Consider the following 26,145-nt stretch of genomic DNA (forward strand, 5'->3'; position numbering starts at 1 on the left):
ATAACGGTAGCAGGGGTAACGAACAATTATTATTACTTAAAAGAATGAAATTGGGACAGAACGATCGGCTTCGGAAAATGTTAAGGTTTCCGAATGCGTAGGTTCTGTCCCAAAGAGTATTTTAAGATTTGGTTATTTCGTGATAAGTTATACGCTTGTGCTTATTTATTGGCATCTAAGGTAATTTTTTCATCTGCCGTAGTTGTTTTAACATCTACTGTATAAACAAGTTTATTGTTATTTTTGGTTAACTTCCAAGTCAAAATACGTGGCGAAAGTCCTCCAACTTCTTTTTTTGCTTTGGCTAAGACGTCGTTAACAGCGCCTAATTCTTTGACTTCAGCAGCTGAAAAGGCTGTCTCGTTTTCGCCAAGTTGATTTGCTTCAGTATTTTTGGTGACTTTTCCTGTTTCAGGATTCACGTAAAGTGTTTCTGTATCGTTGGTAAAGATATAGCTGTAGTCACTTTCTGGTTTTGTATCAAATTGGACATTTACTAATGGTTTGCTGTTGCCAGCTTCTTTTTCGTAGATTTCAGCAGCTTGCTGCAAACTAACTTTGTACTTAGTATCTGTGACAGCATCTTTTCCTATGCCACAACTAGCTAAAATAAAAATAGCTCCTAAAAGTGAAAAAAATAGTAAAAATGGTTTTTTTAACATGAAATTACCTCGTTTCTTTTTATTAAGCATTCACAATCATTTAGTATACGGTGGTTTTATAAAAATTACAAACAAAAAATAATCCTTTAAGAGAAATTAAAGGATTATTTTTTGTTATTTATTCTGCACGTAAAGCAACTGCCGCATCTTTTTTCGCTGCCATTCGGGCAGGGATATGGCCACCAATCATGGTTAAGATTGTGCTAATTACAATCAAAATAATCCCGTGAATTGGATTTAAGGTGGCAACATTTTCTAAATCAGTCAGGTTATAGAGCACTGCATTGATCGGAAATGTTGCGAGAAAGGCAATCACAACACCAAGAATACCAGAGGCAACGCCTAAAATAGCAGTTTCGGCATCGAACACCCGGGTAATATCTTTTTTACGAGCTCCTAACGCTTTCAGGATACCGATTTCTTTGGTCCGCTCAATGACAGAAGTATAGGTGATAATCCCAATCATAATCATACTTGTAACAAGGGAAATCCCAGCAAATGCAATCAGCACATAGGTGATTGCATCCATTAAACCACCTGTTAAGCGGGTCATTGTTCCAGCTAAATCAGAATAGATGATTTGGTCTTTTTTATCTTTTCCTTTGTTATAAGCATCTAAATAATCAAGAATTTTATCTTTTGATTTGAAATCGTTTGGATAAATCATAATACTTGAAGGGATTTCGTTCGCTCCTAAATAAGACAACAGGTTTTCTTTCGCGGAAGCATCTAATGTTTCGTTAGTCATAACGTTAGTGTTGCTGGCTTCTTGCGCTTTAACAATGTCAGAGGTTTTGTTTTTGGCAATCATATTAGTTGAAAGTGCATCGCTATAAGCAATTCCAGGTGCTAATAGATTCATTGTTGAAGAATCTTTAATTCGCAAAATCCCTGAAATTGTTAATTCGGTATTTTCTGGATTATCGTAAACAGCTTGCAAATCTTGGTTAGGAATGAAGTTGTCTGTCGGTAATTTGGTGTAAAATGCATTATTATTGGCTAATTTCATTTTTGTGCCAACAATGTCTGAAAAGGCAACCTTTTGATTATCTTTCACGTCAAAGCCAAGATTTTTTAAAGCATTAATATTGGTGGTATTGTTACTATCGACGATTAAAACGACATCGGTTTCTTTTTCTGGATAATTTCCTTCAAGCAACGAGTAATTGTCTTTTAAGAAATTGTTTTTTCCATTTTCTAGTTGTTTAGGAAAAGCAGAAACGCCGACGCCAGTTTGGGCAGCCATCATAGAAGCCATCGCGTTTGATTGGCCGTCGGGTGCATCGTTTGAAAATTTGACAGCTTGTGCTTTCCCGTTGATTTCTCTTAATAAGTTCATATTGACTAGACGAGTATAGCCGATATTATTACTTAATTCAGGATCAATGTGATTGACATAGTCAATAAACTTTTTATCAATTAAATTCGTGTGTTGCGCACGGTCCGCATCGCTAATTTTAGCAGTCACTTCTTTTTCTTTCGGGAAGGTGCCTTTTTTGTCCTGATTATTGAAACTTTCTGGATCTTGATCTGTCGCTATTTTAGAAATGGTAATCGGAAATTGCGCTAACGTTTCCGACTGAGTTTTATCAATTTGTTTCTGGAATCCTGTTGAAAGAGAAAGGACAATCGCGATACTGATAATTCCGATACTTGAAGCAAAGGCGGTTAAAAAAGTTCGCCCTTTTTTAGTGCGGATATTATTAAAAGACAAACGCAACGCAGTCGTGAATTTCATTTTGGTGCGTTTCAATTCGAAAGGTTCTTTTTTTTCATGTTCAATATGAGGACGCGAGTCATGCCGAATTTGGCCATCTGAAAATTCAATAATTCGATCAGCGTATTCGTGAGCTAATTCAGGATTGTGGGTCACCATAATGACTAATTTTTCTTTCGAAAGTTCTTGGATAAGTGCCATAATTTGCAGGCTAGTTTCTGAATCCAATGCACCAGTTGGTTCATCACAAAGTAAAATATCGGGATCATTAGCTAAAGCACGAGCAATGGCCACCCGTTGCATTTGACCGCCAGATAATTGGGAAGGTTTTTTATGGATATGGTCCTTCAAACCGACACGGATGAGTGCATCTTCGGCTTTTTGGCGTCTTTCTGCTTTTGAAATACCACTTAGTGTCATACCAAGCTCGACATTATCCAAAATCCCTTGATGACTAATTAAGTTGTAACTTTGAAAAATAAAACCAATTGAGTTATTCCGATAAGCATCCCAGTCGGCTTCTTTAAAATTTTTTGTTGATTTGCCGTTAATGATTAAGTCACCAGAATCGTAATTGTCCAATCCGCCAATCACATTCAACATCGTCGTTTTACCAGAGCCGCTGGGACCCAGAATGGCTACAAATTCTTGTTTTCGAAAAGCGACAGAGACGCCATCTAAAGCTTTAGTGGTCGTTCCGCCGACAGTATAATATTTTTTTATCTCTTTGAGTTCTAGCATATTTTTCGCATCCTTCTTCCAATTTATCAACAACACAACCTTAAGTTAGTGTATAACGTAACATAATAGTTAACGAAAATCAATCATTACCATTTGATAATCAAGTGAATTTAGTATACACTAGGTGGGAAACGAGGGAGAACATATGGATAAAGAGAAGCATTCATCAAATTTAGATATTAGTGTCTTTACTGAAATTTTTTCATATATGAGCCAATTGCTTTTTAAAGACCTAGACTTGGAGGATCTAAAATTAACAAAGTTAGACATGTTAATTTTATTAATTGTGGCAACGAATGAAGGAATCAGTATGACAGAGTTAGCCAACCAAGTAGGAACGTCGAAAGTTCAAGTGAGTCGCTCTATTGCGGGGTTAGAAGAACGAGCGATTGTTCAACGTCGCCATAATCAAGAAAATCGCCGCGTGGTTAATGTTTATACGACAAAAGAAGGCGAGAAGCTCTTTAAGCAAAAAGAAAATCAAGTAAAACAGCAACTATCTGAAACGCTTAGTGTTCTTTCCTTAGAGGATTATCAAGAGGTCAATCAACACTTTTTGGCGGTCATGAAAATTTTGTCCAATTATCAAGCGCTACGAAGAAAAACGTGTAAGGAAAACAACGCCAAAAAATAAAAAACATCGTTTGGCTATAAACCAAACGATGTTTTTTCTAGCCTTTGACAGAGCCAGAAGTCACGCCTTCTACATAGAAACGTTGCATTAATATAAATAAAATAGTAATTGGAATGGCAATTAGCACACATCCTGCTGTAAAAGCCATGAATAGTGAATTGGCTGTTGATTTGGTCATCATCGAAAAGAGACCAATCGCAACGGTGTAATTTTCAACTTTATCACCCATAATAACTTTTGCGAAAATAAAATCCATCCAAGGGCCCATGAAGGCGGTTAAAGAAGTATAGACAATAATTGGTTTTGACAATGGCAACGTAATTTTTGTGAAAATTTGCCACTTGTTGGCACCGTCAATCATAGCCGATTCGTCTAAAGCCATCGGAATGGTATCGAAGAACCCTTTGGCGATGTAAAAACCTAGCGCCGAACCTGCAGAGTAAACCAGAATTAAAGCGAATAAACTTTCAGTTAAATTTAAGGCTTTTAAAATATAGTAAACGGCAATCATGCTCATAAAACCAGGGAACATATTTAAAACGAGCGCCACTTTTAAAAATGGTTTTCTTAAGCGGAAACGCAACCGGGACAGCGCATAAGCCATTGCGATTGTAATGAAAGTTGATAACAGACAGCTTGCGATGGAGACGAACAAGGTGTTCAAAAACCAACGGACAAAGGGGAAGTTGCCAGTCTGATTTGTTAATAATACTTTATAGTTTTCTAAAGTGAATGTTTTGGGAATGATATAGGGAACAAATGCACCGCCTTCGCCACGAAAACTTGTTAAGATAATCCACACAATGGGGAACATCCAAAAAACTGCTAAAATGGTTAGAATGATGTAAACGCTGGTAAGTGCAGTGCGTTGTTTTTTCTGGTAACTTTTTGCTTTAGCCATAAGTTACGCCTCCTTAAATGAATTCGTCCGTGTATAGGCAATTAAACTGAAGACTGCGGAGAGAATGAAGATTAAAATACCAATCACAGAGGCTAAATTGTAATCCATTGTATCGACAGTCAATTTGTATAGCCAGGTAACTAAAAGGTCAGTTGAGCCTGCACCGTAGAAGTTAGAATTGGCTGGCCCACCACCTGTTAATAGATAAATGACATTGAAGTTATTTATGTTGCCAATAAATTGTTGAATCAGCGCCGGGGTCATCACAAATAGAATTTGTGGAAACGTAATACTTTTAAAAATTTGCCATTTATTGGCACCGTCAATTCTAGCTGCTTCGATTTGATCTTCAGGAAGGTTTTGGATAATCCCTGTAGAGATTAACATCGTAGCAGGAATACCAATCCACATATTGACAACAATAATGGTTAATTTTGCCCAATTCGGATCTGTTAAGAAGGGGATAGAAGAATCGATTAAGCCCCAATTTAACAACAGAGCATTGATAGGTCCAGAACCATTTAAGAGGTTTCGCATAATTAAAAGTGAAACAAACGGAGGTACGGCCATCGTGATGACAAAAATAGTCCGCCAAAACGCTTTATATTTTAAGCCTTTCGTATTGATAAGCAAGGCTAAAATGATTCCAAAAAAGAAACAAGTTGCGGTTGCGAAAACAGCCCAAATCAAGGTCCAGCCAAGTACTGGAAAGAACGTTGAAGCCATATCGCCTGTGATTACATTACCTAGATTTGCCAATCCAACCCAAGTAAAAAGATTTTTCGGTGGCAAATGGTTATGGTCGTAGTTGGTAAAGGCAATTGAAATCATATATAACAACGGCAAGATGGTAAAGAAAAGAACGCCTAGTAAGGGGATCGTCATTAAAGTTGCATGGAAACGTTCGTTTAACAAGCTACGTAAATCATCCATAGTTGTTGGAATTTTTTTGCCGGCTGTCTTTAATTCATATAGGTGACGGGCGCTTTTTAAATTGATTACATATAAAATGATTAGCGATAAACAGACTAAAATTGCTGCAATTCCGAATAATAATAAGAGCATTGAATTATCGCCTTCTTTTAGAACTTCAATCCCTAAAGAATCATCATATACTAATCCTTGCTGCTGGGTCCCTAGTGTTCCTAGCATCATTAATGCGTGGAAACCATTACGGATTAACCAATAGATAAAGCCAATTTCAGCTGTTAAAAAGATGATTCCCTTTAACCACTGCTTGTTGGCGAAGTTTGCAGCACCCATAACTAAAAAAGATAGTTTTGTAGCGAAGTCGCCTTTTTTAAAGACCTCTCGAAATGACGTCTGGGCTTTCTTTTTCTTGAACATCTTCGTTCACTCACTTTCTACTTAAATAAAAAAGATAGAGGAAATGGGACAGCAGATTGAAGCTCGTCCCATTTCTTTACTCTTTTTATTCTTTTGCTTCTTTTGATGTGTCTTGGACTAATTTATCTAATTTTGCTTGATAATCCGCAGGTTTGATATTGCCTTTGTACGTATCATTGATCACTGCATCCATCGCAGGCCAGAATGAAACGATTTCTGGGATTTTTGGCATTACCACAGAGTGGGTTGGTTGCGCCATTTCTAAGATAGCTTTTGCAACAGTATCTTGTGTGATTTCTTCGTTTGTTTGTAATTTTTTGTTTGAAGGGACAAAACCGATTTCTTTGAAGTAAGTCATTTGTGATTTTTCACTTGTTAAATAGTTTGCTAATGTCATTGCGGCCAATGGTGCTTGTGTTTGTTGGTTGACAGCAAAACTACGAACGCCCAAGAAAGCTTTCATTTGTTTTTCTCCATTGCCAAAATCAATGGTTGGGTAGGCAGCGGCCCCCATTTTGTCGCCAAGAGCTTTTTCTACATCGTTTTTAGACCAAGGACCAGAAAGGAAGGCATCCGTTTTGCCAGAACCTAGATTAGACAATGCTTCTGTATTTGATTGGATCACACCAGGATTATTTTTTTGATCGGCAATCCATTGTAATACTTCTATACCTTGTTGGTTGTTAAAGTTGGTACCTTTTGGATCTTCGCCATTTTCACCATATAAGTAATCGCCGTTACTCATAAATAGAGGACCGAAGATATAATTTGCGCCATCTTCGCCAAAATTGGTACCGATTTTGCCTTTTTCAGTTAAAGACTTCCAAGTTTTGATTTCCTCTGGAGAATACGTATCTTTGTTATAATAAAGAACTTGTGACTCTACGGCATAAGGGTAGGCATAGACTTTGTCTTTCCAAGTGACTCCTGCGACTGCCGAGTCGATATTGTTTTCTTTGACTTCTTTTTCATATTTTGTGTTAGGGTAAATCAGACCAGCTTCTGCCATTTGACCAATTTGATCATGTGGCATCATGAAAACATCTGCGGCAGCTTTAGGATCTTTTGCAATGTCTTTTTTAGCATCTGCCGAATTTCCAGCAGTTAAGTTAACTTTAATATCGGGGTTTTCTTTTTCAAAATCGGCGACAACTTTTTTAAAGACGCCCATATATTCAGTATCAACCCATAATTTTACGTCACCAGCTGCTTTATTTGCTGAACCGCTTTCATTTTCAGCTTTCGTTTTTTCTGCGCCACCACAGGCAGTAAGTAAAACCGCGGAAGCACTTAAAAGGATACCGCCCATTAAAATCTTTTTCCAATTCGCTTTCATTTTTGAACCCTCCAAAAATTATTTTTTACAAGTCTTATTATGCAACCGATTGCGGAAATAATCAAGTGTTTTTCATCGAGAAAGTTAAAAAAGTTTTTTTGTTATAAATAACATACTGTTTGTTTAAAGTGGTGTATACCACTAATTAAGCATTTTAAATAAAAAAATAAAAAAGGGTATACAAATGCAATCGTTTGCGCTAAAATGTGTTCGAGTATTAGAAAATACACGAAAAGCGACAATTAAAGGAGAGAATTAAATGAACACTGCTGCAATCTACCATCGTCCAGAAAGTGAATTTGCTTATCTTTATACAGAAGAAACAATGCATATTCGTTTGCGTACGGCAAAAGGCGACATTGCCTCTGTCCAATTAGTGCAAGGAGATCCTTATCTTTTAGGGAAAGAAAAGTGGTACCAACAGTCGTTAACCATGGAGAAGTTAGTATCTACGGAGTTATATGATTACTGGTTTATTGCATTAAGTGCAAAATTTAAGCGCCTTTCATATGCTTTTACTTTAGTAGGGACGGATGGCTTGACGGCGTTTTATGGCGAACACGGCATTTATCCTTTAGAAGAAAAGTATTTAGCGATGGCGAATAATTATTTTCGGATGCCGTATTTTCATGAAATCGATCGTTTTAAAGCACCTGAATGGGTCAAAGAAACGGTTTGGTATCAAATATTTCCAGAGCGTTTTGCAAATGGTGATCCCACCAATGATCCTGAAGGGACGTTGCCGTGGGAATCTAAAAGACCAGATCGACAAGATTTTTTTGGTGGGGATTTGCAAGGGGTGCTAGATCATCTTGATTACATTGAAGATTTAGGTGTTAACGGCTTATATTTTTGCCCGATTTTTGAAGCGTTTTCTAATCACAAATATGATACGATTGATTATTTAAAAATTGACCCAGCTTTTGGTGATGGTGCTACCTTTAAGCGTTTAGTCGAAGAGTGTCATCGACGGGGCATCAAGATTATGTTGGACGCCGTTTTTAACCATATGGGGGACACTTCGCCTCAATGGCAAGATGTGTTAAAAAATGGCCAGGACTCAATTTATGCCGATTGGTTCCACGTAAATGAGTTTCCAGCTAGCTATGAAGAAAGTGCTGATTTTGAAGAAGCAAGCAACATTACCTATGATACTTTTGCATTCACTCCGCATATGCCTAAATTAAATACAGCAAATCCAGAAGTGCAAGCCTATCTTTTAGAAATTGCTCGTTATTGGATTGAGGAATATGATATTGACGCCTGGCGTTTAGATGTGGCAAACGAAGTGGATCATGCGTTCTGGAAAAAATTCCGGCAAACATGTGATGACGCAAAAGAAGATTTTTATATTTTAGGAGAAATTTGGCACTCGTCGCAAAGCTGGCTCCAAGGAGACGAATTTCATGCAGTGATGAATTATGCATACACAGATGCGATTATGGGCTACTTTGTCAAGCAAGAACTGTCCTTGGAAAAGATGCTCTCTGAAATGAACAACCAGTTAATGCTCTATCGACAACAAACGAATCAAATGCAGTTTAATGTTTTAGATTCCCACGATACACCACGCTTATTGCATGAAACGAAAGAGGATAAAGAGCTGATGCGCCAAGTATTAGCGTTTACGTATATTCAACCAGGCGTCCCTTGTCTTTACTATGGTGATGAAATTGGTATGACAGGTGATATGGATCCTGATTGTCGTCGTTGTATGGTTTGGGAGGAAAATCAGCAAGATTTGGATTTGAAGGAATTTGTAAAATCATTGATTGCCCTTCGCAAAAAGTATGCGGCTGTTTTTTCTGGTGGAACAATCGATTGGACAGGCACTTCTTTTGAAACGGGGTTGATTAGACTCGCTTGTCGTTTGGAGGAACAAACGATCTATGGGATTTTTAATACTGGCCAAGAGACACAATTTGTTGATAGAACTGATCGAGAAGTTTTGCTAAGTTCTTCTATCGAAACTGCTTCAGAACAGATAATGGTTTTACCAAAAGGTTTTCTTTTATATCAAGCATAATAATTAAGCAAAGGAATGTGAAGAAGAATGGAAAAACATTGGTGGCAAGAAGTCGTGGTTTATCAGATTTATCCTCGCAGTTTTAAGGATAGCAATGGAGATGGCATTGGAGATTTACCAGGAATTATTGAAAAATTGGATTATTTGGAAACGTTAGGCATTGGGGCTATTTGGTTATCACCAGTTTACCAATCACCTAATGATGACAATGGTTATGACATTTCTGATTATGAAGCGATTATGACAGAGTTTGGGACGATGGCGGATATGGATCGTCTAATTGAGGAAGCGAAAAAGCGAAAGATTGAAATTATTATGGACTTAGTGGTTAACCATACGTCAGATGAACATCGTTGGTTTATTGAAGCAAAAAAAAGCAAGGAGAACCCCTATCGAGACTATTATGTATGGGCTGATCCTGCTTCAGATGGCGGTGTGCCTAACCGATTGAAATCTGCCTTTTCGGGTTCGGCGTGGACGTTTGATGAAGCGAGTGGGCAATACTATTTGCATTTGTTTAGTAAAAAACAACCAGATTTAAATTGGGAAAACCAACAAATGCGTCAGTCGGTTTACGAGATGATGAATTTTTGGATTGATAAAGGAATTGGCGGTTTCCGTTTAGATGTAATTGACTTAGTGGGTAAAATTCCAGGAGAAGAGATCACCGCGAATGGACCTCATTTACATCGTTATTTACAAGAAATGAACGCCGCGACATTTGGCGGCAAAGAGCTGTTAACTGTAGGTGAAACATGGGGGGCCACACCTGAAATTGCAAAAATGTACTCTAGTCCAGAGCGTCATGAATTATCCATGATTTTTCAGTTTGAACATATGAGCTTGGATCAACAACCAGGTAAAGAAAAATGGGACCTTCAGCCAATGGAAGTTGCCAAGTTGAAACAGGTTTTTGCAAAATGGCAAACAGAATTAGGAAATGATGGCTGGAATTCTTTATTTTGGAATAACCATGATTTGCCGAGAATGATTTCACGTTGGGGAAATGATCAAGAATATTGGTTGGAAAGCAGTAAGTTATTCGCTATTTTACTGCACATGATGAAAGGCACACCTTATATTTATCAAGGGGAAGAAATTGGTATGACCAATACGCCAATCACAGATATTCGTGAAGCACGGGATATCGAAACAATTAACATGTACCATGAGTATTTGGAAAAAGGATATTCTAAAGAAGAAATTTTGCTGAAAATTAATACTAAAGGTCGCGACAATGCACGCCGGCCTATGCAGTGGACTGCTGAAAAAAATGCGGGCTTTACGACGGGTACACCTTGGATTGATGTTAATCCCAATTATCAAACGATTAACGTCGCTGCTGCTTTGGCAGATAAAAATTCACTATTCTATACGTACCAAGAAATGATTCGTTTGAGAAAAGAACATCCTTTAATCGTTTGGGGCAACTTTGAATTGCTGGAAACAGTGGAGGAAGTGATCAGTTTTTATCGTACCTATGGTGAGGAACGCTGGCTTGTTGTAACGAACTTTTCTGACAAAGTTCAGCCATTTTCTGCAGACGTTTCTGTAGAACAAGTAATGATTGAAAATATGCCGACAGATGTCACTGCTTTAGCAGACTATTCGTTAGCGCCTTGGCAAGCATTTGTTGTGAAAGTGAGTCAATAAGATGGAACAATGGTGGAAAAATGCTGTCGGTTATCAAATTTATCCTCGGAGTTTTAAAGATAGCAACGGGGATGGCATTGGTGATTTGCAGGGAATTATTGAGAAATTACCGTATTTAAAAGAACTAGGGGTCGATTTTTTATGGTTAAATCCGATTTACACTTCGCCAAACGTTGACAATGGTTATGATATTGCGGATTATCAAGGGATTCAGCCAGAATTTGGTACGATGGAAGATTTTCAAGAACTTTTGGACCAAGCGCATCAATTAGGTTTGAAGATTATTCTTGATTTAGTGGTCAATCATACCAGTGATCAACATCCGTGGTTTGTTGAAGCAAAAAAAAGTTTAGATAATCCGTATCGTGAGTATTATTTATGGGCCGATGCGACACCAGAACGTATGCCGAATGAATGGCAAAGCTTTTTTGGTGGCTCGACTTGGACGTATGACGAGGATACAAAGCAAGCATATTTTCATGTGTTTGCAAAAGAGCAACCTGATTTGAACTGGAAAAATCCTAAAGTTCGTGAAGAGATTTATGCGATGATTCGCTGGTGGTTAGATTTGGGAATTGATGGTTTCCGATTAGATGCGATTAGTCATATCCAAAAAGAACCTTGGAATTTTAAGATTACCACGAATCCATGGGCTCCCTTTATGAATGTAAAAGGCATTGAAGACTATATGTTGGATTTGAAAGCTATTTTTGCTGAGTATGACATCATGACAGTGGGGGAAGCTAGTGGCGTTTCAAGTAAAAAAGCGGTGGAATGGACCAATGATGCGGGCTATCTGAATATGATTTTTGAATTAGAGCACAATGTTCGAGAAGGGAAGCCAGGAGAAGAACGGTTAAATATTTTAGGCTATAAAAAAGTAATGGCTCGCTGGCAAAAGCATTTAGGGACAGAAGGCTGGAATGCATTATATGTAGAAAATCATGATAATCCCAGAATCAATTCAATTTTAGGCAATGAAACCTCTCATTCTGCTAAGGCGATTGGAACAATCGCCTTGCTCTTGCGAGGAACGCCGTTTATTTATCAAGGACAGGAAATCGGCATGGTTAATTATCCGTTTCAACAGATTGACGAGTTAGATGCTAAAGATTCTCATAACCATTATCGTTTGCTTATAGAAAGTGGCTACGATGCGAAACAAGCGTTAAAAGAAGTGGCTGATTGGACGCGGGACCATTCGCGTACGCCTATGCAGTGGACGAGTCAAGAGGCAAGTTCATTCACCTCGGGGCATCCGTGGTTAGCAATTCATCCCAATTTCAAAGAAATAAATGTGGCTGACCAAGAAACGGATACGCAATCCGTGTTGAATTATTACAAAAAGTTAATTGCGCTGCGTAAAGAAAATCCAGTCTTTACAGATGGACAGTTTGAACTATTAGCGCCCAATCATCCGTCTGTTTTTGCTTTTTTGAGAAAAACAACCGAGGCAACAGCATTAGTGATTGTCAATTTAAGTGGAGAAAAGTGCCAATTTGACTTGCCGAATAAATTACTGGGCAGAAAGTGGCAACAATTGTTAGGGAATCAAGATTTTACGGTGAAGAAACGGATGCAGTTAGCACCTTATCAGGCAGGGGTCTTCCAATAACTGATTTGTTCTATAATGAGTGCAAGAGGCTTACTTTTAAGTGGGGCTCTTGCACTCGTTTTTAGGAACTTCAACAACCGAGAGACTTCGTAAATAATTGAATTTTTACAGAAATGCGTTATACTTACTTTGAGTAAGTTATTTAATTTTTATGAAAGTAGGGGGAAATAATGCCGAAAACACGTGTAGAAGCATTTACAGATGCAGTGATTGCGATTATTTTAACGTTATTAATTTTAGAATTAAAAATTCCTGAAAAAGCAGATTGGTCTGCTCTGACTCAATCTGGACACAAAATCATTATTTATTTAATTAGTTTTGTTACTTTATTGATTTATTGGAACAATCATCATCATTTATTTCAAAGTGTCCGTAAAATTGATGGACGTGTCCTTTGGATGAATAATTTATTAATTTTGACGTTGACGTTTTTCCCGTTTGTTACTGGTTGGGTAGGTGAACATCCATTTTCTTGGCCGCCACAAGCTTTGTATGGCTTAGTAGTATTAGGAGCTGATGTTGCTTATTATCTAGTGGTGCGGGCATTGATTCAGGCAAATGGGCCCAAATCCGAAGTACAACGTTTGTTTGGCCACTATCCAAAATTAACGCTTTCGATTGTGTTGAATATTATTGCGTTGATTGTAGGCAAACTAGTAGCGCCAATCGCTGTTCTGATTATTGATACGATTGTTTTAGTTATGTGGTTTATTCCTGAGCGAAAAGCAGAAATAAAGGAAACTTTAAAGTAGTTATTTTTTATTTATAACAAAAAAGTCATAAATCTTTTGACAAGAATGTCAAACTCCTCTATTATAAGAAGTGGATAAAAACTGAATAATTGTTAGGTGAGGCTCCTATTTGGACAAATGCTGCTGCCGCGAAAGGATCGAGAGACCCTTAGTTGGTTGAACAGGAATAATCGTGAAGGTTATTCATAATGTAGCTGATACATGTTATCTACGCCCTATAGTGCTAAAGCTCAACGATAGAGAATCTTATTTAAAGATGGTATTTTGGGACGTACTCTATTGTTGAGTAGGTCCTTTTTTGTGTGTTTGGCAAAAAAGCAATTATTCACTGGAAGTATAAATAAGAAAAAGAAAGGATGACTGTCATGGAAGACCCTGGAAGTGAACAGAGAAACAAAATACAGTCACCAACGAAAGGAGAAGATTTTAGCACTCTTTTCGGCAGGTGACCACAACCTTGGAGGAAAAGAAAATGATGAACAAAAAAACAATGGATATGAGAAAAGCAACAAAAGATCAAGAATTACGTAAATTGGCGTTGCTTTCTGAACGGGAATTAATGATGGAATTACGGACATCTGAAAAAGGACTCTCGAATGAAGATGCCGAAAAAAGATTAGAGGAATTTGGACCAAACGAAGTTTCTGCACAAAAGCCAACCCCAGCAATTATTTTATTTTTAAGTGCATTCAAAGATCCGTTTGTCTATGTCTTAGCCTTATTGATGGTCGTTTCAACTTTAACGAAAGATTTCGAAGCCGCTATCGTGATGGGCGTGATGATTTTAGCCAGTGTCTTGATTGCTTTTATACAAGAATATCGTTCTCAAAAAGCGAGTTTGGATTTAAAAGAATTAATTGAAAATACCGCTGCAGTGACACGGGAAGGAATTACGAAAGAAATTCCAATGGACGAAATTGTTCCAGGAGACATTGTAACTTTAGCTACAGGAGACATGATTCCTGCAGATGCCGTGTTGATTTGGACCAAAGATTTATTCGTTAATCAATCGTCACTAACAGGCGAATCCATGCCTGTCGAAAAATTTGTGGATGCAGGTGTGGATCGTCAACAAACAGAGGTTTCTGCATTAGATATGCAAGACCTAGTGTTTATGGGCACAGATGTCTTGAGTGGACAAGGAAAAGCGATTATTTTAAAAACTGGGCAACATACATTTTTTGGTGATATTGCTAAAAATGCTACAACACAACGAGGAAAAACTAGTTTTGACTTAGGCTTAGCAAAAGTCAGTAAGTTTTTATTACGAATGGTAATGATTTTGTTTCCAATCGTTTTCTTGATTAATGGTTTAACTAAAGGTGCTTGGGGCGAAGCGTTTTTCTTCGCGATTGCCGTTGCAGTTGGTTTGACACCAGAAATGTTGCCAATGATTGTTACGAGTAACTTAGCCAAGGGTGCATTATCCTTATCGAAACATAAAGTCATTGTTAAAGAATTAGCGGCTATCCAAAATTTGGGTGGTATGGATGTGCTCTGTACAGATAAGACTGGAACGATTACCGAAGATCGTGTAGTTTTGGTTCAACATTTGAATCCATTAGGTGATTTGAGTGACGAGGTTCTAAATTTAGCCTACTTAAATTCTTCTTATCAAACAGGTTGGAAAAATTTAATGGATATTGCCGTTATTAATTTTTATGAAGAGCATCAATGGAAAACGCCGTTTAAAAATGTCACTAAAATTGATGAAATTCCTTTTGATTTTTCCAGACGCCGCTTAACGGTTGTCGTAAATGCAGATGATCATCAATTGATGATTACGAAAGGCGCCGTGGAAGAAATGGAAGAAGTGTGCACGCATGCACAAATTAATGGCGAAATTGTACCATTAAGCAGTGCTGTACGAGAAGAACTACGCCGAGTAAATGTTCAAATGAACAAACAAGGGATGCGTGTGTTAGCGGTAGCTGTAAAAAAAGATGTCCACAAAGAAGCAGTTTATTCAGTTGAAGATGAAAAAGAGATGACATTGATTGGATTTATGGGTTTTCTTGATCCAGCAAAAGAGTCAGCCGTCAGCGCTATCCGCTCCTTACATGAACATGGTGTCAACGTGAAAGTGCTAACGGGCGATAATGACATTGTCGCCAAAAAAGTCTGTAAAGATGTAGGCATTGAAGTTTCCCATGTGTTATTAGGTTCTCAAATTGAAGCAATGACAGATGAAGAGTTGCGGGCGCAAGTAGAAGAAACTAATTTATTTGCCAAATTAAATCCGATGCAAAAATCTAAAATTATTGAATTGCTACAAGCAAAAGGTCATACGGTTGGTTTTATGGGGGATGGCATTAATGATGCACCGGCATTACGAAAAGCTGATGTGGGCATTTCAGTAGATACTGCAGCTGATATTACTAAAGATGCTAGCTCGATTATTTTACTGGAAAAAAGTTTAAATGTACTGGAATCTGGTGTGATTGAAGGACGAAAAGTATTTAGCAATATGATGAAATATATTAAAATTACCATCAGTTCTAATTTTGGGAATGTCTTTTCAATTTTAGTAGCCAGTGCCTTTTTACCATTTCTACCAATGCTTTCCTTACAACTCTTGATTCAAAATTTGATTTATGATGTGGCTCAGTTGACAATTCCTTGGGATAATGTCGATGAAGAAGAGTTATTAAGCCCTGTTCGGTGGGAAACGAACGGACTAGCGAAATTTACGGTATGTATTGGCCCGGTAAGTAGTATTTTCGATATTCTAACGTATCTTGTCATGTGGTTTGTGTTTAGCGCCAATAGTTTGGCAACTCAACATTTATTCCAAACAGGTTGGTTTATGGTGGGACTTGTTAGTCAAACGTTAGTTGTTCATATGGTCCGGACGCGGAAAATACCATTCATTCAAAGTCGTGCGTCAATGCCTGTGATGTTAAGTAGTTTAGGCGCAATTTTACTCGGTTTCTTGATTGTAGCAACGCCCATAAGAGAGGTTTTTGACTTTGTGAAACTTCCGGCTAACTACTGGCCATGGTTCTTTGGAATCATCATTGCGTACATGTTAACTGTTGAAGTAGCTAAACGTTTATATATTAAAATTACTAAGGAATGGATTTAGTAAAATCTACTGAAAGAGAAAAGAAATTGCTAAGCTGTATTACTCGTTTTGCGAAAATTTGGTGATTTTAAGCAATGAATGTTCGTGATAAAACCTAAGGTAAAGTATTTGGCAAAAAAACGAGCCAAAAAAAATAAAAATTAACGAAAAAAACTTTGTTCTCTAAAAAATAAAAAACCGCATGCTGAGTAGGTTACTCGGCTGACGGTTTTTATTTTTTGGTTTTTTCAAGATAATTTTCATGAAAACGCAAAGTTCGGAAATAAGATTACTAGCCAGTTCGGGGATAAGGGGGCTCAAATTAATAGAACTGTTATATAATATTTTCAAAATAGAATATAACAGTTGGGAGAAAAATAGTACAGAAGAAGTGTGGAACAGAAACCGTTTTCTTGTTTGTGAAAATTATCACTAAACCGCAAAAACATGCGGTTTTGCTCTTTTGTGAAAAAATGAAGAAATTAGAGTTTTTTTCTTGCGCTTTTTCGAATTTAGTGATAATTTGTTAAGTGTAGTCGATAAAAAGTAATACAGTTTCGCACTCTGTTTTACTTTTATCGAAATTAAAGAAACGTAATAGAGAGGATTGTGTGACAAAATGGCAAAGGCTAAGAAACAAAAACCTATTGACTTTAAAGAGCTAATGGCTAAAGTCGACGCTGATTTCCCAACTTTCCAAATCTTGGATCAAGATGGAAAAATTGTGAATGAAGATTTAGTACCTGATTTATCGGATGAGGAATTAGTTGAATTAATGACACGCATGGTTTGGTCTCGTGTGTTAGACCAACGTTCTACTGCATTAAACCGTCAAGGACGCTTAGGATTCTTCGCACCAACAGCTGGACAAGAAGCAAGCCAATTGGCAAGCCAATTTGCAATGGAAAAAGAAGACTACTTACTACCAGGTTACCGTGATGTACCTCAATTAGTACAACATGGTTTACCATTAAGAGAAGCTTTCTTATGGTCTCGTGGTCACGTAGCAGGGAACTACTACGCGGAAGATTTAAATGCATTACCACCACAAATTATCATTGGTGCTCAATACATCCAAGCAGCTGGTGTTGCTTTAGGATTGAAAAAACGTGGAAAAGAAAATGTTGTCTTCACTTATACTGGTGACGGCGGTTCTTCACAAGGGGACTTCTATGAAGCAATTAACTTTGCTGGTGCTTACCAAGCAAACGGTGTCTTCATTATCCAAAACAATGGTTTTGCGATTTCTACACCTCGTGAAAAACAAACAGCGGCTAAAACTTTAGCTCAAAAAGCTGTTGCAGCAGGAATTCCTGGTATTCAAGTTGATGGTATGGATCCATTAGCAGTTTACGCAATTGCAAAAGAAGCACGTGATTGGTCAGCTGCAGGAAACGGTCCAGTTTTAATTGAAACATTAACCTATCGTTATGGTCCACATACTTTATCTGGAGACGATCCAACACGTTACCGTTCAAAAGAAATGGATGACGAATGGGTACAAAAAGATCCATTGACTCGTTTCCGTAAATATCTAACAGATAAAGGCTTATGGTCTGAAGCAAAAGAAGAAGAAATTATTGAAAAAACAAAAGAAGAAATCAAAGTAGCGATTGCAGAAGCGGATAAAGCGCCAAAACAAAAAGTTTCTGATTTCTTGAAAAATATGTTTGAAGTTCAACCTCAAACAATTAAAGAACAAATTGCATTTTATGAAGCGAAGGAGTCGAAATAAAAATGGCACAAAAAACTATGATCCAAGCAATTACAGATGCCTTAGCTCTTGAATTAGAGAAAGACGAAAATGTCTTAATCTTCGGTGAAGACGTTGGTAACAACGGTGGGGTTTTCCGTGCAACTGAAGGTTTACAAGAAAAATTTGGTGAAGACCGCGTCTTCGATACACCTTTAGCTGAATCTGGTATCGGTGGATTGGCTTTCGGTCTTGCCTTGCAAGGTTACCGTCCTGTTCCTGAAATCCAATTCTTTGGTTTCGTTTTTGAAGTATTTGACGAAATCGTTGGTCAAATGGCTCGTACGCGTTACCGTATGGGTGGAACTCGTAATATGCCAATTACTGTTCGTGCCCCATTTGGTGGTGGTGTTCATACACCAGAACTTCACTCAGATAACTTAGAAGGATTAATCGCACAATCACCAGGTGTTCGTGTTGTTATTCCATCAAACCCTTACGATGCAAAAGGACTATTAATTTCATCTATTCGTAGCAACGATCCAGTTGTTTACTTAGAGCACATGAAATTATACCGTTCATTCCGTGAGGAAGTGCCAGACGAAGCTTATGAAGTGCCTTTAGATAAAGCGGCTGTAACTCGTGAAGGAACAGACGTATCAATCATCACTTACGGCGCTATGGTTCGTGAAGCGATTAAAGCAGCTGATAGCTTAGCGAAAGACAATATTTCAGCAGAAATCATTGACTTACGTACAGTGGCTCCTTTAGATGTGGAAACAATTATTAACTCTGTTGAAAAAACTGGCCGTGTGGTTGTCGTTCAAGAAGCACAAAAACAAGCTGGCGTTGGCGCTATGGTTGTTTCTGAAATTTCTGAACGTGCCGTATTATCATTAGAAGCACCAATCGGACGTGTATCTGCTCCAGATACAATCTTCCCATTCGGACAAGCAGAAAATATCTGGTTACCAAATGCGAAAGATATCGAAGCAAAAGCTAGAGAAATCGTCGAATTTTAATAGTTATTCGAAGTAGATAAACGAAGAATTAAACAGGTGGAATACGGCTATAGGCATGAAATGTTCAGCTACTATAGTCGTTTCCCCGCGTTTTGCTCCTAAGAAAATAGACAGATCCAACGAAGAAGGGAAGACTTAAAAAATGGCTTATCAGTTTAAATTACCGGATATCGGTGAAGGGATTGCCGAAGGCGAAATCGTTAAATGGTTTGTAAAACCTGGCGATACAATCAACGAAGACGATACGTTATTAGAAGTACAAAATGACAAATCAGTGGAAGAAATTCCATCACCAGTAACAGGTACTGTAAAAAATATCGTTGTACCAGAAGGAACAGTTGCAAACGTTGGTGACGTGTTAATCGAAATCGACGCACCTGGTCACGAAGATAACGATGCAGCACCAGCAGCTCCTGCACAAGAACAAACACCAGCACAACCTGCTGCTGTACCAACAACCGAAGCAGCTGGCGGATTTTTCCAATTCAAATTACCAGACATCGGTGAAGGAATTGCCGAAGGCGAAATCGTTAAATGGTTCGTTAAAGCGGGCGACACAATTAATGAAGATGATTCATTATTAGAAGTACAAAATGACAAATCAGTAGAAGAAATTCCATCACCAGTAACAGGTACTGTAAAAAATATCGTTGTACCAGAAGGAACAGTTGCCAATGTGGGTGACGTGTTAGTTGAAATTGACGCACCTGGTCATAATTCAGCAGCACCGGCAGCCGCAGCACCAGCTACTGACGCTCCTAAAGCGGAAGCATCAGCTCCAGCCGCTTCAACAGGCGTAGTTGCAGCCGCTGATCCAAACAAACGCGTTTTAGCAATGCCATCTGTTCGTCAGTATGCGCGTGAAAAAGACGTTGATATTACACAAGTAACTGCAACTGGTAAAGGTGGCCGTGTCATTAAAGCGGATATTGATGCCTTTGTTTCTGGTGGCTCTCAAGCAGCACCAGCTACTGAAGCTGCCGCAACAGAAGCAGCACCTAAAGCGGAAGCAGCTGCACCTAAAGCAGCGCCAAAAGCCTTTACTTCTGATTTAGGCGAAATGGAAACACGTGAAAAAATGACACCAACACGTAAAGCAATTGCTAAAGCAATGGTTAACAGCAAACACACTGCTCCTCACGTAACATTACATGATGAAGTAGAAGTTTCTAAATTATGGGATCACCGTAAGAAATTTAAAGATGTTGCTGCTGCAAATGGTACAAAATTAACATTCTTACCATACGTTGTAAAAGCATTGACTTCAACTGTTCAAAAATTCCCAATCTTGAATGCATCAATCGATGACGCAGCACAAGAAATTGTTTACAAAAATTACTTTAACATTGGTATCGCTACTGATACAGATCATGGCTTATATGTACCAAATGTTAAAAATGCTAATACGAAGAGCATGTTTGCTATCGCTGATGAAATCAACGAAAAAGCAGCATTGGCTATCGAAGGTAAATTAACTGCACAAGATATGCGTGATGGTACAATCACAATTAGTAACATTGGTTCAGTCGGTGGCGGCTGGTTTACACCAGTAATCAACTACCCTGAAGTTGCTATTTTAGGCGTTGGTACAATTGCACAAGAACCAGTTGTTAATGCAGACGGCGAAATCGTTGTGGGACGCATGATGAAATTATCATTAAGCTTTGACCACCGTATCGTTGACGGCGCAACTGCTCAAAAAGCAATGAACAACATTAAACGCTTATTAGCTGATCCAGAATTACTATTAATGGAAGGATGATTAACAAATGGTAGTAGGAGATTTCGCCATTGAACTAGATACAGTCGTAATCGGAGCTGGTCCTGGAGGATACGTTGCCGCAATTCGTGCCGCAGAAATGGGTCAAAAAGTTGCGATTATCGAACGTGAATACATCGGAGGCGTTTGTTTAAACGTTGGATGTATTCCTTCAAAAGCTTTAATTGCTGCTGGACATCATTACCAAGAAGCACAAGATTCTTCAACTTTTGGTGTAACAGCTAAAGGAGTCGAATTAGACTTTGCAAAAACACAAGACTGGAAAGATAACACAGTTGTAAAATCATTAACAGGCGGCGTTGGCATGTTATTGAAAAAACACAAAGTAGAAATTATTGAAGGCGAAGCATTCTTCGTTGACGAAAATACATTGCGTGTTATTCACCCAGACTCAGCACAAACTTACTCATTCAATAATGCTATTGTAGCAACAGGTTCTCGTCCAATTGAAATCCCAGGATTCAAATTTGGCGGACGCGTGTTAGATTCTACAGGCGGTTTAAACTTAAAAGAAGTTCCTAAAAAATTCGTTATTATCGGTGGCGGTGTCATCGGTGCTGAATTAGGTGGCGCTTATGCTAACTTAGGTTCAGAAGTAACAATTTTAGAAGGTAGCCCATCAATTTTACCAACTTATGAAAAAGATATGGTTAAAGTTGTCACAGACGACTTCAAGAAGAAAAACGTAACAATCGTGACTTCTGCAATGGCTAAAGAAGCTGTTGACAATGGCGATAGCGTCACTGTTAAATATGAAGTTAACGGAAAAGAAGAAAGTGTTGAAGCAGATTACGTAATGGTCACTGTTGGACGTCGTCCAAACACAGACGACTTAGGCTTAGAACAAGCGGGCGTTGAAATTGGCGAACGTGGTTTAATCCCAGTTGACAACCAAGGACGTACTAACGTGAAAAACATCTTCGCAATCGGCGACATCGTACCAGGTGCTGCGTTAGCGCATAAAGCAAGCTACGAAGCAAAAATTGCTGCTGAAGCAATTTCTGGTAAGAAAGTTGCAGTTGATTACAAAGCAATGCCAGCTGTTGCCTTTACTGATCCAGAATTGGCAAGCGTTGGTATGACTGTTGCAGAAGCAAAAGAAGCGGGAATCGAAGCAAAAGGCTACAAATTCCCATTTGCTGGTAACGGCCGTGCAATCTCTTTAGATAAAACTGAAGGATTCATGCGTTTAGTTACAACTGTAGAAGACAATGTCATCATCGGTGCACAAATTGCCGGTGTCGGTGCAAGTGACATGATTTCTGAATTAGCTTTAGCTATTGAATCTGGCATGAATGCAGAAGACATTGCTTTAACAATCCACCCACACCCATCATTGGGCGAAATTACTATGGATACAGCTGAATTGGCTTTAGGTTTACCAATTCATATTTAATAGTATCACTTTGTCGCACGACAGATATAATGCGCCTTTTGCACTTGTTGCATTAGCCACAGCAAGAGCAAAAGGTGTAAAAAAACAACGACTCCTAGAAGTCGTTGTTTTTTTATGCTCTGTTCTTTCTTTTACGGTATTTAAGGGGTGTTTCACCCGTTTCTTGTTTAAAGATCCGGACAAAATAGCTATCTTCAACAAACCCTAAATCTTCACTGATTTGGGCGATCGTTTTATCTGTCTCCAAAAGAAGCTGTTTAGCCCATGTGATTTTTAATTGTCGATAAAATTGACTAAAGGGAATACCAAACTCCTCTTTTAATAAACGACTTAAATACGTCGGTGTCAAATGAACAAGGTCTGCCAGTTCTTGTAAATTTAAACGCAGCGATTTGTTTTCCCAAAGGGCATCTAAAACCGGTTGCAATTGCTTATTTTTAGTTTGATAGGCACTTGAAGGAGTTAATTGAGCAGTTAACAAAGTTTGTTGAATATCTTTTTGGATCATATTCAATGGCTCCAGCTCTTCTTTTCGCGAACTAATCTGTAAGGACTGTTTGTACGTATTGATTAAATAATCTTTTTTGATGGCTTCAGAAATAATATATTGGCTTAGATCAGCGATTAATGTCGCGCTCTTTTCTAAGTCTGCTAGTTCTAAAACAGGGTATTGTTGATACAGCTCTTGGTGTGTTACTAAAAATTCTTGAATGAAGGCATCATTCATGGTTAAAACCTGTTCTAACTCTTCTTGGTGATCTTCGAGCAAAACTTCACCAGCCATAATGGCTCCTACATACTGGTCATCAACAATAATGGGGATGGCCATATCAACGATGTTAAAGTGACAACGGTAGATAAAAGGCTGACCAGTGCGAACAGCTTCCAAGCCACCACGAGCATCACATTTTTCACAAAGTTTCGAGAGCTCAGGGGAGTGACGTACCAGTTGGCAAAAGGGTTGAACTTGACTATGTTTCGTCACAGGTCGCCCTTTATAATCGACTAAAATAATGGCTAAACGAGTGCTTAAGGCCAATGATTCTTGCAATTTTTCCCACTTTTCTAAATCTAAAATATTTTTTAATTCTACAGTCATAAGGCAATCCTTCAATCTAAAGTTTAAAAATCATAATATTTTATTATTTCACAAAATAATTCTATCATTTTTTGCAAGAAAACGATACCAAAAGTTCAATGCTTTTTTGATGAAAGCGTTTTATACTATGTATGTAAACAAAATATAGGAGGCTATCAACATGAGAAAAGCATTGATTTTACCAACGAAATATGTTCAAGGGGAAGATGAATTACTAAACTTAGGTTACTTCGTTTCAACTTTTGGAAAAAAAGCGTTACTAATTGCAAATCCTGCTGACGTTGATCGTGTACGTCCACAATTGGAAGAAACAGCGAAAAAGTTTGACATTACCTTCGTAGAGGGTGGCTTTAGTGGAGAAGTAACGCGTGAAGAAACAAAGCGCTTGCAAAACGTTGGACAAAAAGAACAAGCAGACTGTATCATTGGTTTAGGTGGCGGTAAAGCAATCGATGCTTCAAAAGTCGTAGCAGAAGGTGAAAACTTAATTATTGTACCAACGATTGCGGCTCAAGATGCACCAACTTCGCATTCAGCTGTACTATATCATGAAGATGGCTCATTTGATGATTATGCTTACTTTAAACAAAGTCCAAGCGTCGTGATGGTTGATACAAAAGTGGTTGCCAAAGCGCCAACTAGATTTTTAGTTGCTGGAATGGGGGATGCCTTATCCACATATTTTGAAGCACGCGCAACACACAATTCATATTCTCGGGTTAATGCTAGTTTGCCAATGGGTTCAAGAGAAGGCTTAACGCCCGCTGCTAGCGGCACATATGCAGCTTTGGCCATGGCGAAACTTTGCTGGGAAAACCTCCAGGAAGATGGGTTAAAAGCGAAATTAGCTTGTGATGCAAATGTGGTTACTGAATCATTGAATAAGATTATCGAAACAAATATCTTACTTTCAGGCTTAGGTTTTGAAAGTGGCGGTTTAGCTGCAGCGCATGCGATTCATAACGGTATGACAGTCTTACCTGGTGCGCACAGTTATTTACATGGTGAAAAAGTAGCCTTTGCAACGATTGCACAACTTGTATTAGAAGATGCAGCAAAAGACGAATTAGAAGCTGTTTTAGACTTTAGCGCTTCTGTAGGTTTACCATTAACGCTTTCAGACATTGGTGTCGATGAAATCACTTATGAAGAAGCATTGGAAGTAGCCAAAATTGCTTGCATTCCAGAAGAATCAATTCATTCAATGCCATTCCCAATTGTCGTTGAAGAAGTAGCGAATGCAATCATTGTTGCAGATAAAGTCGGACAAGAATATAAAACAAGACATAAATTAGATTAAGGAAGTGTCCACATGAAAGCAGATATTTTACTCGTTTCACATAGCAAAATGATTACAGATGGTATTAAAGAGATGATTGAACAGATGAATGCCAGTGAAGAAATTACGATTCATTCACTTGGTGGCACATCAGATGGTTCATTAGGTTCAGATCCAATGAAAATCATTGACACGATTAACGAAGCGGACTCTGACCGAGAATTTTTAATTTTTGCCGATTTAGGCAGTGCCGTTTTAAGTTCAGAATTAGCTTTTGATATGCTAGAAGAAGACCAACAGAAACATTATCATTTAGTCGATGCACCATTGGTTGAAGGTGCCTTTGCGGCAGCAATTACTGCAGGTGTCTCAGATGATTTGACGCAAATTTTAGCAGAAGCTCAAAATGCTGGTAAGAAAGGGTGGAACTAAATGAAAAAAATTATTAATGAACCTGGTAAAATTGTCGAAGAAATGCTCCAAGGAATTGTGAAAAGCTATGGAAACCTTGTTCATCAAGTCGAAGATTCTCGCGTGATTGCTCGCAACGACTCAAACAAACAAGTTGGGTTAGTATCTGGTGGTGGAAGTGGTCATGAGCCTGCACATGCTGGGTTTGTTGGTGATGGAATGTTAAATGCCGCAGTTTTAGGTGATGTCTTTACTTCACCAACACCAGATCAAATTTTAACAGGGATCCAAGCGGCGGACCAAGGGGCCGGTGTTCTGTTAATCGTAAAAAATTATACAGGCGATATTTTGAACTTTGAAATGGCCAAAGATATGGCTGATATGGAAGACATTCATGTAGAAATGGTCGTTGTCGATGACGATATTGCAGTCGAAGATAGCACCTATACCGCTGGAAAACGCGGCGTTGCCGGGACTGTTCTTGTCCATAAAATTTTAGGACATCATGCCCGCCAAGGTGCTTCTTTAGAAGAGCTCGTTTCTTTAGGAGAAAAGATTGTAGCAGCCACGAAAACAATTGGAGTGGCTTTAAAAGCAGCCACTGTGCCTGAAGTTGGCAAACCAGGTTTTACTTTACCAGAAGATGAAATTGAATTTGGCGTAGGGATTCACGGAGAACCAGGCTATCGTCGTGAAAAAATCCAACCATCGAAAGAGTTAGCGAAAGAATTAGTTGAAAAAACATTAAGTAGCTATGAACAACAACCACAAACAGTGGGGGTACTTGTCAATGGCATGGGCGGCACGCCATTAATGGAACAATTTGTATTTATGAACGACGTGCTAACATTATTAGAAGATAAAGGTGTTCAAGTGACCTTCCATAAAGTGGGTAACTATATGACGTCTATTGACATGCAAGGATTATCTTTAACGATGATTGACTTGGCAACAAAAGACTGGCAAACAGCGCTAGAAAGCAAAGTAACAACAATTTCTTGGTAAGGGTGATAAAAG

General features: G+C 38.4%; 19 protein-coding genes and 1 riboswitch. Of the genes, 13 read left to right on the top strand and 6 right to left on the bottom strand.

What is annotated here, in order from left to right; all coding sequences use genetic code 11:
* Positions 1-161: 161 nt before the first annotated feature.
* Both camE and AB1I62_RS06625 read right to left on the bottom strand, forming a co-directional pair.
* Complete coding sequence (gene camE / locus AB1I62_RS06620; RefSeq protein WP_104859679.1) at positions 162-662, bottom strand: plasmid sex pheromone cAM373 precursor; 501 nt, start codon at positions 660-662, stop codon at positions 162-164.
* A 118-nt stretch (positions 663-780) separates the two neighbouring features.
* A complete protein-coding gene (locus AB1I62_RS06625) occupies positions 781-3,120 on the bottom strand; it encodes an ABC transporter ATP-binding protein/permease (RefSeq protein WP_104859566.1) in 2,340 nt (779 codons plus the stop codon).
* A gap of 124 nt (positions 3,121-3,244) precedes the next feature.
* Between AB1I62_RS06625 and AB1I62_RS06630 the strand changes: the two genes are divergently transcribed.
* Complete coding sequence (locus tag AB1I62_RS06630; RefSeq protein WP_002365578.1) at positions 3,245-3,754, top strand: MarR family transcriptional regulator; 510 nt, start codon at positions 3,245-3,247, stop codon at positions 3,752-3,754.
* 37 nt (positions 3,755-3,791) lie between these two features.
* Here AB1I62_RS06630 and AB1I62_RS06635 read toward each other — a convergent pair whose 3' ends face one another.
* From AB1I62_RS06635 to AB1I62_RS06645, 3 genes are all read right to left on the bottom strand, one after another.
* Positions 3,792-4,655, bottom strand: coding sequence for a sugar ABC transporter permease (locus AB1I62_RS06635; protein ID WP_002360454.1), 864 nt, complete (start codon positions 4,653-4,655; stop codon positions 3,792-3,794).
* 3 nt (positions 4,656-4,658) lie between these two features.
* The gene (locus tag AB1I62_RS06640; RefSeq protein WP_002357775.1) at positions 4,659-6,002 is read right to left on the bottom strand and encodes a carbohydrate ABC transporter permease; all 1,344 of its coding nucleotides are present in this window, start codon (positions 6,000-6,002) and stop codon (positions 4,659-4,661) included.
* Between the two features lie 85 nt (positions 6,003-6,087).
* Entirely contained in the window at positions 6,088-7,338 is a 1,251-nt protein-coding gene (locus AB1I62_RS06645) for an extracellular solute-binding protein (protein WP_002395113.1), read from the bottom strand.
* Between the two features lie 259 nt (positions 7,339-7,597).
* On the opposite strand from AB1I62_RS06645, the gene AB1I62_RS06650 reads away from it, so the two are divergent.
* The 9 genes from AB1I62_RS06650 (at position 7,598) to lpdA (ending at position 22,339) form a co-directional block, all read left to right on the top strand.
* A complete protein-coding gene (locus tag AB1I62_RS06650) occupies positions 7,598-9,364 on the top strand; it encodes a glycoside hydrolase family 13 protein (RefSeq protein ID WP_104859565.1) in 1,767 nt (588 codons plus the stop codon).
* Positions 9,365-9,391: 27 nt separating this feature from the next.
* On the top strand, positions 9,392-11,017 hold the full coding sequence (locus AB1I62_RS06655) for an alpha-glucosidase (protein WP_002394410.1): 1,626 nt from the start codon (positions 9,392-9,394) through the stop codon (positions 11,015-11,017).
* A gap of 1 nt (position 11,018) precedes the next feature.
* Positions 11,019-12,632 (top strand): alpha-amylase family glycosyl hydrolase, encoded by a 1,614-nt coding sequence (locus AB1I62_RS06660; protein WP_202242479.1) that lies wholly within the window; start codon positions 11,019-11,021, stop codon positions 12,630-12,632.
* 170 nt (positions 12,633-12,802) lie between these two features.
* Positions 12,803-13,384, top strand: a complete 582-nt coding sequence (locus AB1I62_RS06665; protein ID WP_010817244.1) for a TMEM175 family protein — start codon at positions 12,803-12,805, stop codon at positions 13,382-13,384.
* 81 nt (positions 13,385-13,465) lie between these two features.
* Positions 13,466-13,633, top strand: a riboswitch (M-box (ykoK) riboswitch).
* Positions 13,634-13,829: 196 nt separating this feature from the next.
* Positions 13,830-16,469: a magnesium-translocating P-type ATPase gene (gene mgtA / locus AB1I62_RS06670; RefSeq protein ID WP_002385942.1), complete on the top strand. Its 2,640-nt coding sequence runs from the start codon at positions 13,830-13,832 to the stop codon at positions 16,467-16,469.
* Between the two features lie 598 nt (positions 16,470-17,067).
* Positions 17,068-18,183 (top strand): pyruvate dehydrogenase (acetyl-transferring) E1 component subunit alpha, encoded by a 1,116-nt coding sequence (gene pdhA, locus AB1I62_RS06675; RefSeq protein WP_002357768.1) that lies wholly within the window; start codon positions 17,068-17,070, stop codon positions 18,181-18,183.
* Between the two features lie 2 nt (positions 18,184-18,185).
* Positions 18,186-19,163 carry an alpha-ketoacid dehydrogenase subunit beta gene (locus AB1I62_RS06680; protein ID WP_002357767.1) on the top strand — a complete coding sequence of 326 codons (978 nt, stop codon included), beginning with the start codon at positions 18,186-18,188 and terminating at the stop codon, positions 19,161-19,163.
* Positions 19,164-19,305: 142 nt separating this feature from the next.
* A complete protein-coding gene (locus tag AB1I62_RS06685) occupies positions 19,306-20,925 on the top strand; it encodes a dihydrolipoyllysine-residue acetyltransferase (protein ID WP_002357766.1) in 1,620 nt (539 codons plus the stop codon).
* A gap of 7 nt (positions 20,926-20,932) precedes the next feature.
* Positions 20,933-22,339, top strand: coding sequence for a dihydrolipoyl dehydrogenase (gene lpdA / locus AB1I62_RS06690; RefSeq protein ID WP_002357765.1), 1,407 nt, complete (start codon positions 20,933-20,935; stop codon positions 22,337-22,339).
* 112 nt (positions 22,340-22,451) lie between these two features.
* On the opposite strand, the gene AB1I62_RS06695 is transcribed toward lpdA, so the two are convergent.
* Entirely contained in the window at positions 22,452-23,438 is a 987-nt protein-coding gene (locus AB1I62_RS06695) for a PocR ligand-binding domain-containing protein (RefSeq protein ID WP_002382271.1), read from the bottom strand.
* A 160-nt stretch (positions 23,439-23,598) separates the two neighbouring features.
* Here AB1I62_RS06695 and AB1I62_RS06700 point away from each other — a divergent pair, with 160 nt between their 5' ends.
* Genes AB1I62_RS06700 through dhaK form a run of 3 tightly spaced genes read left to right on the top strand, consistent with a single transcriptional unit; the run spans position 23,599 to position 26,133 of the window.
* A complete protein-coding gene (locus AB1I62_RS06700; RefSeq protein ID WP_002363858.1) occupies positions 23,599-24,738 on the top strand; it encodes a glycerol dehydrogenase in 1,140 nt (379 codons plus the stop codon).
* A 12-nt stretch (positions 24,739-24,750) separates the two neighbouring features.
* Positions 24,751-25,149, top strand: a complete 399-nt coding sequence (dhaM, locus tag AB1I62_RS06705; protein ID WP_002357762.1) for a dihydroxyacetone kinase phosphoryl donor subunit DhaM — start codon at positions 24,751-24,753, stop codon at positions 25,147-25,149.
* Complete coding sequence (gene dhaK, locus AB1I62_RS06710; protein ID WP_104859564.1) at positions 25,150-26,133, top strand: dihydroxyacetone kinase subunit DhaK; 984 nt, start codon at positions 25,150-25,152, stop codon at positions 26,131-26,133.
* Positions 26,134-26,145: the final 12 nt, after the last annotated feature.

This window comes from Enterococcus sp. AN402 (genome assembly GCF_040719405.1).
Classification (GTDB): domain Bacteria; phylum Bacillota; class Bacilli; order Lactobacillales; family Enterococcaceae; genus Enterococcus; species Enterococcus faecalis.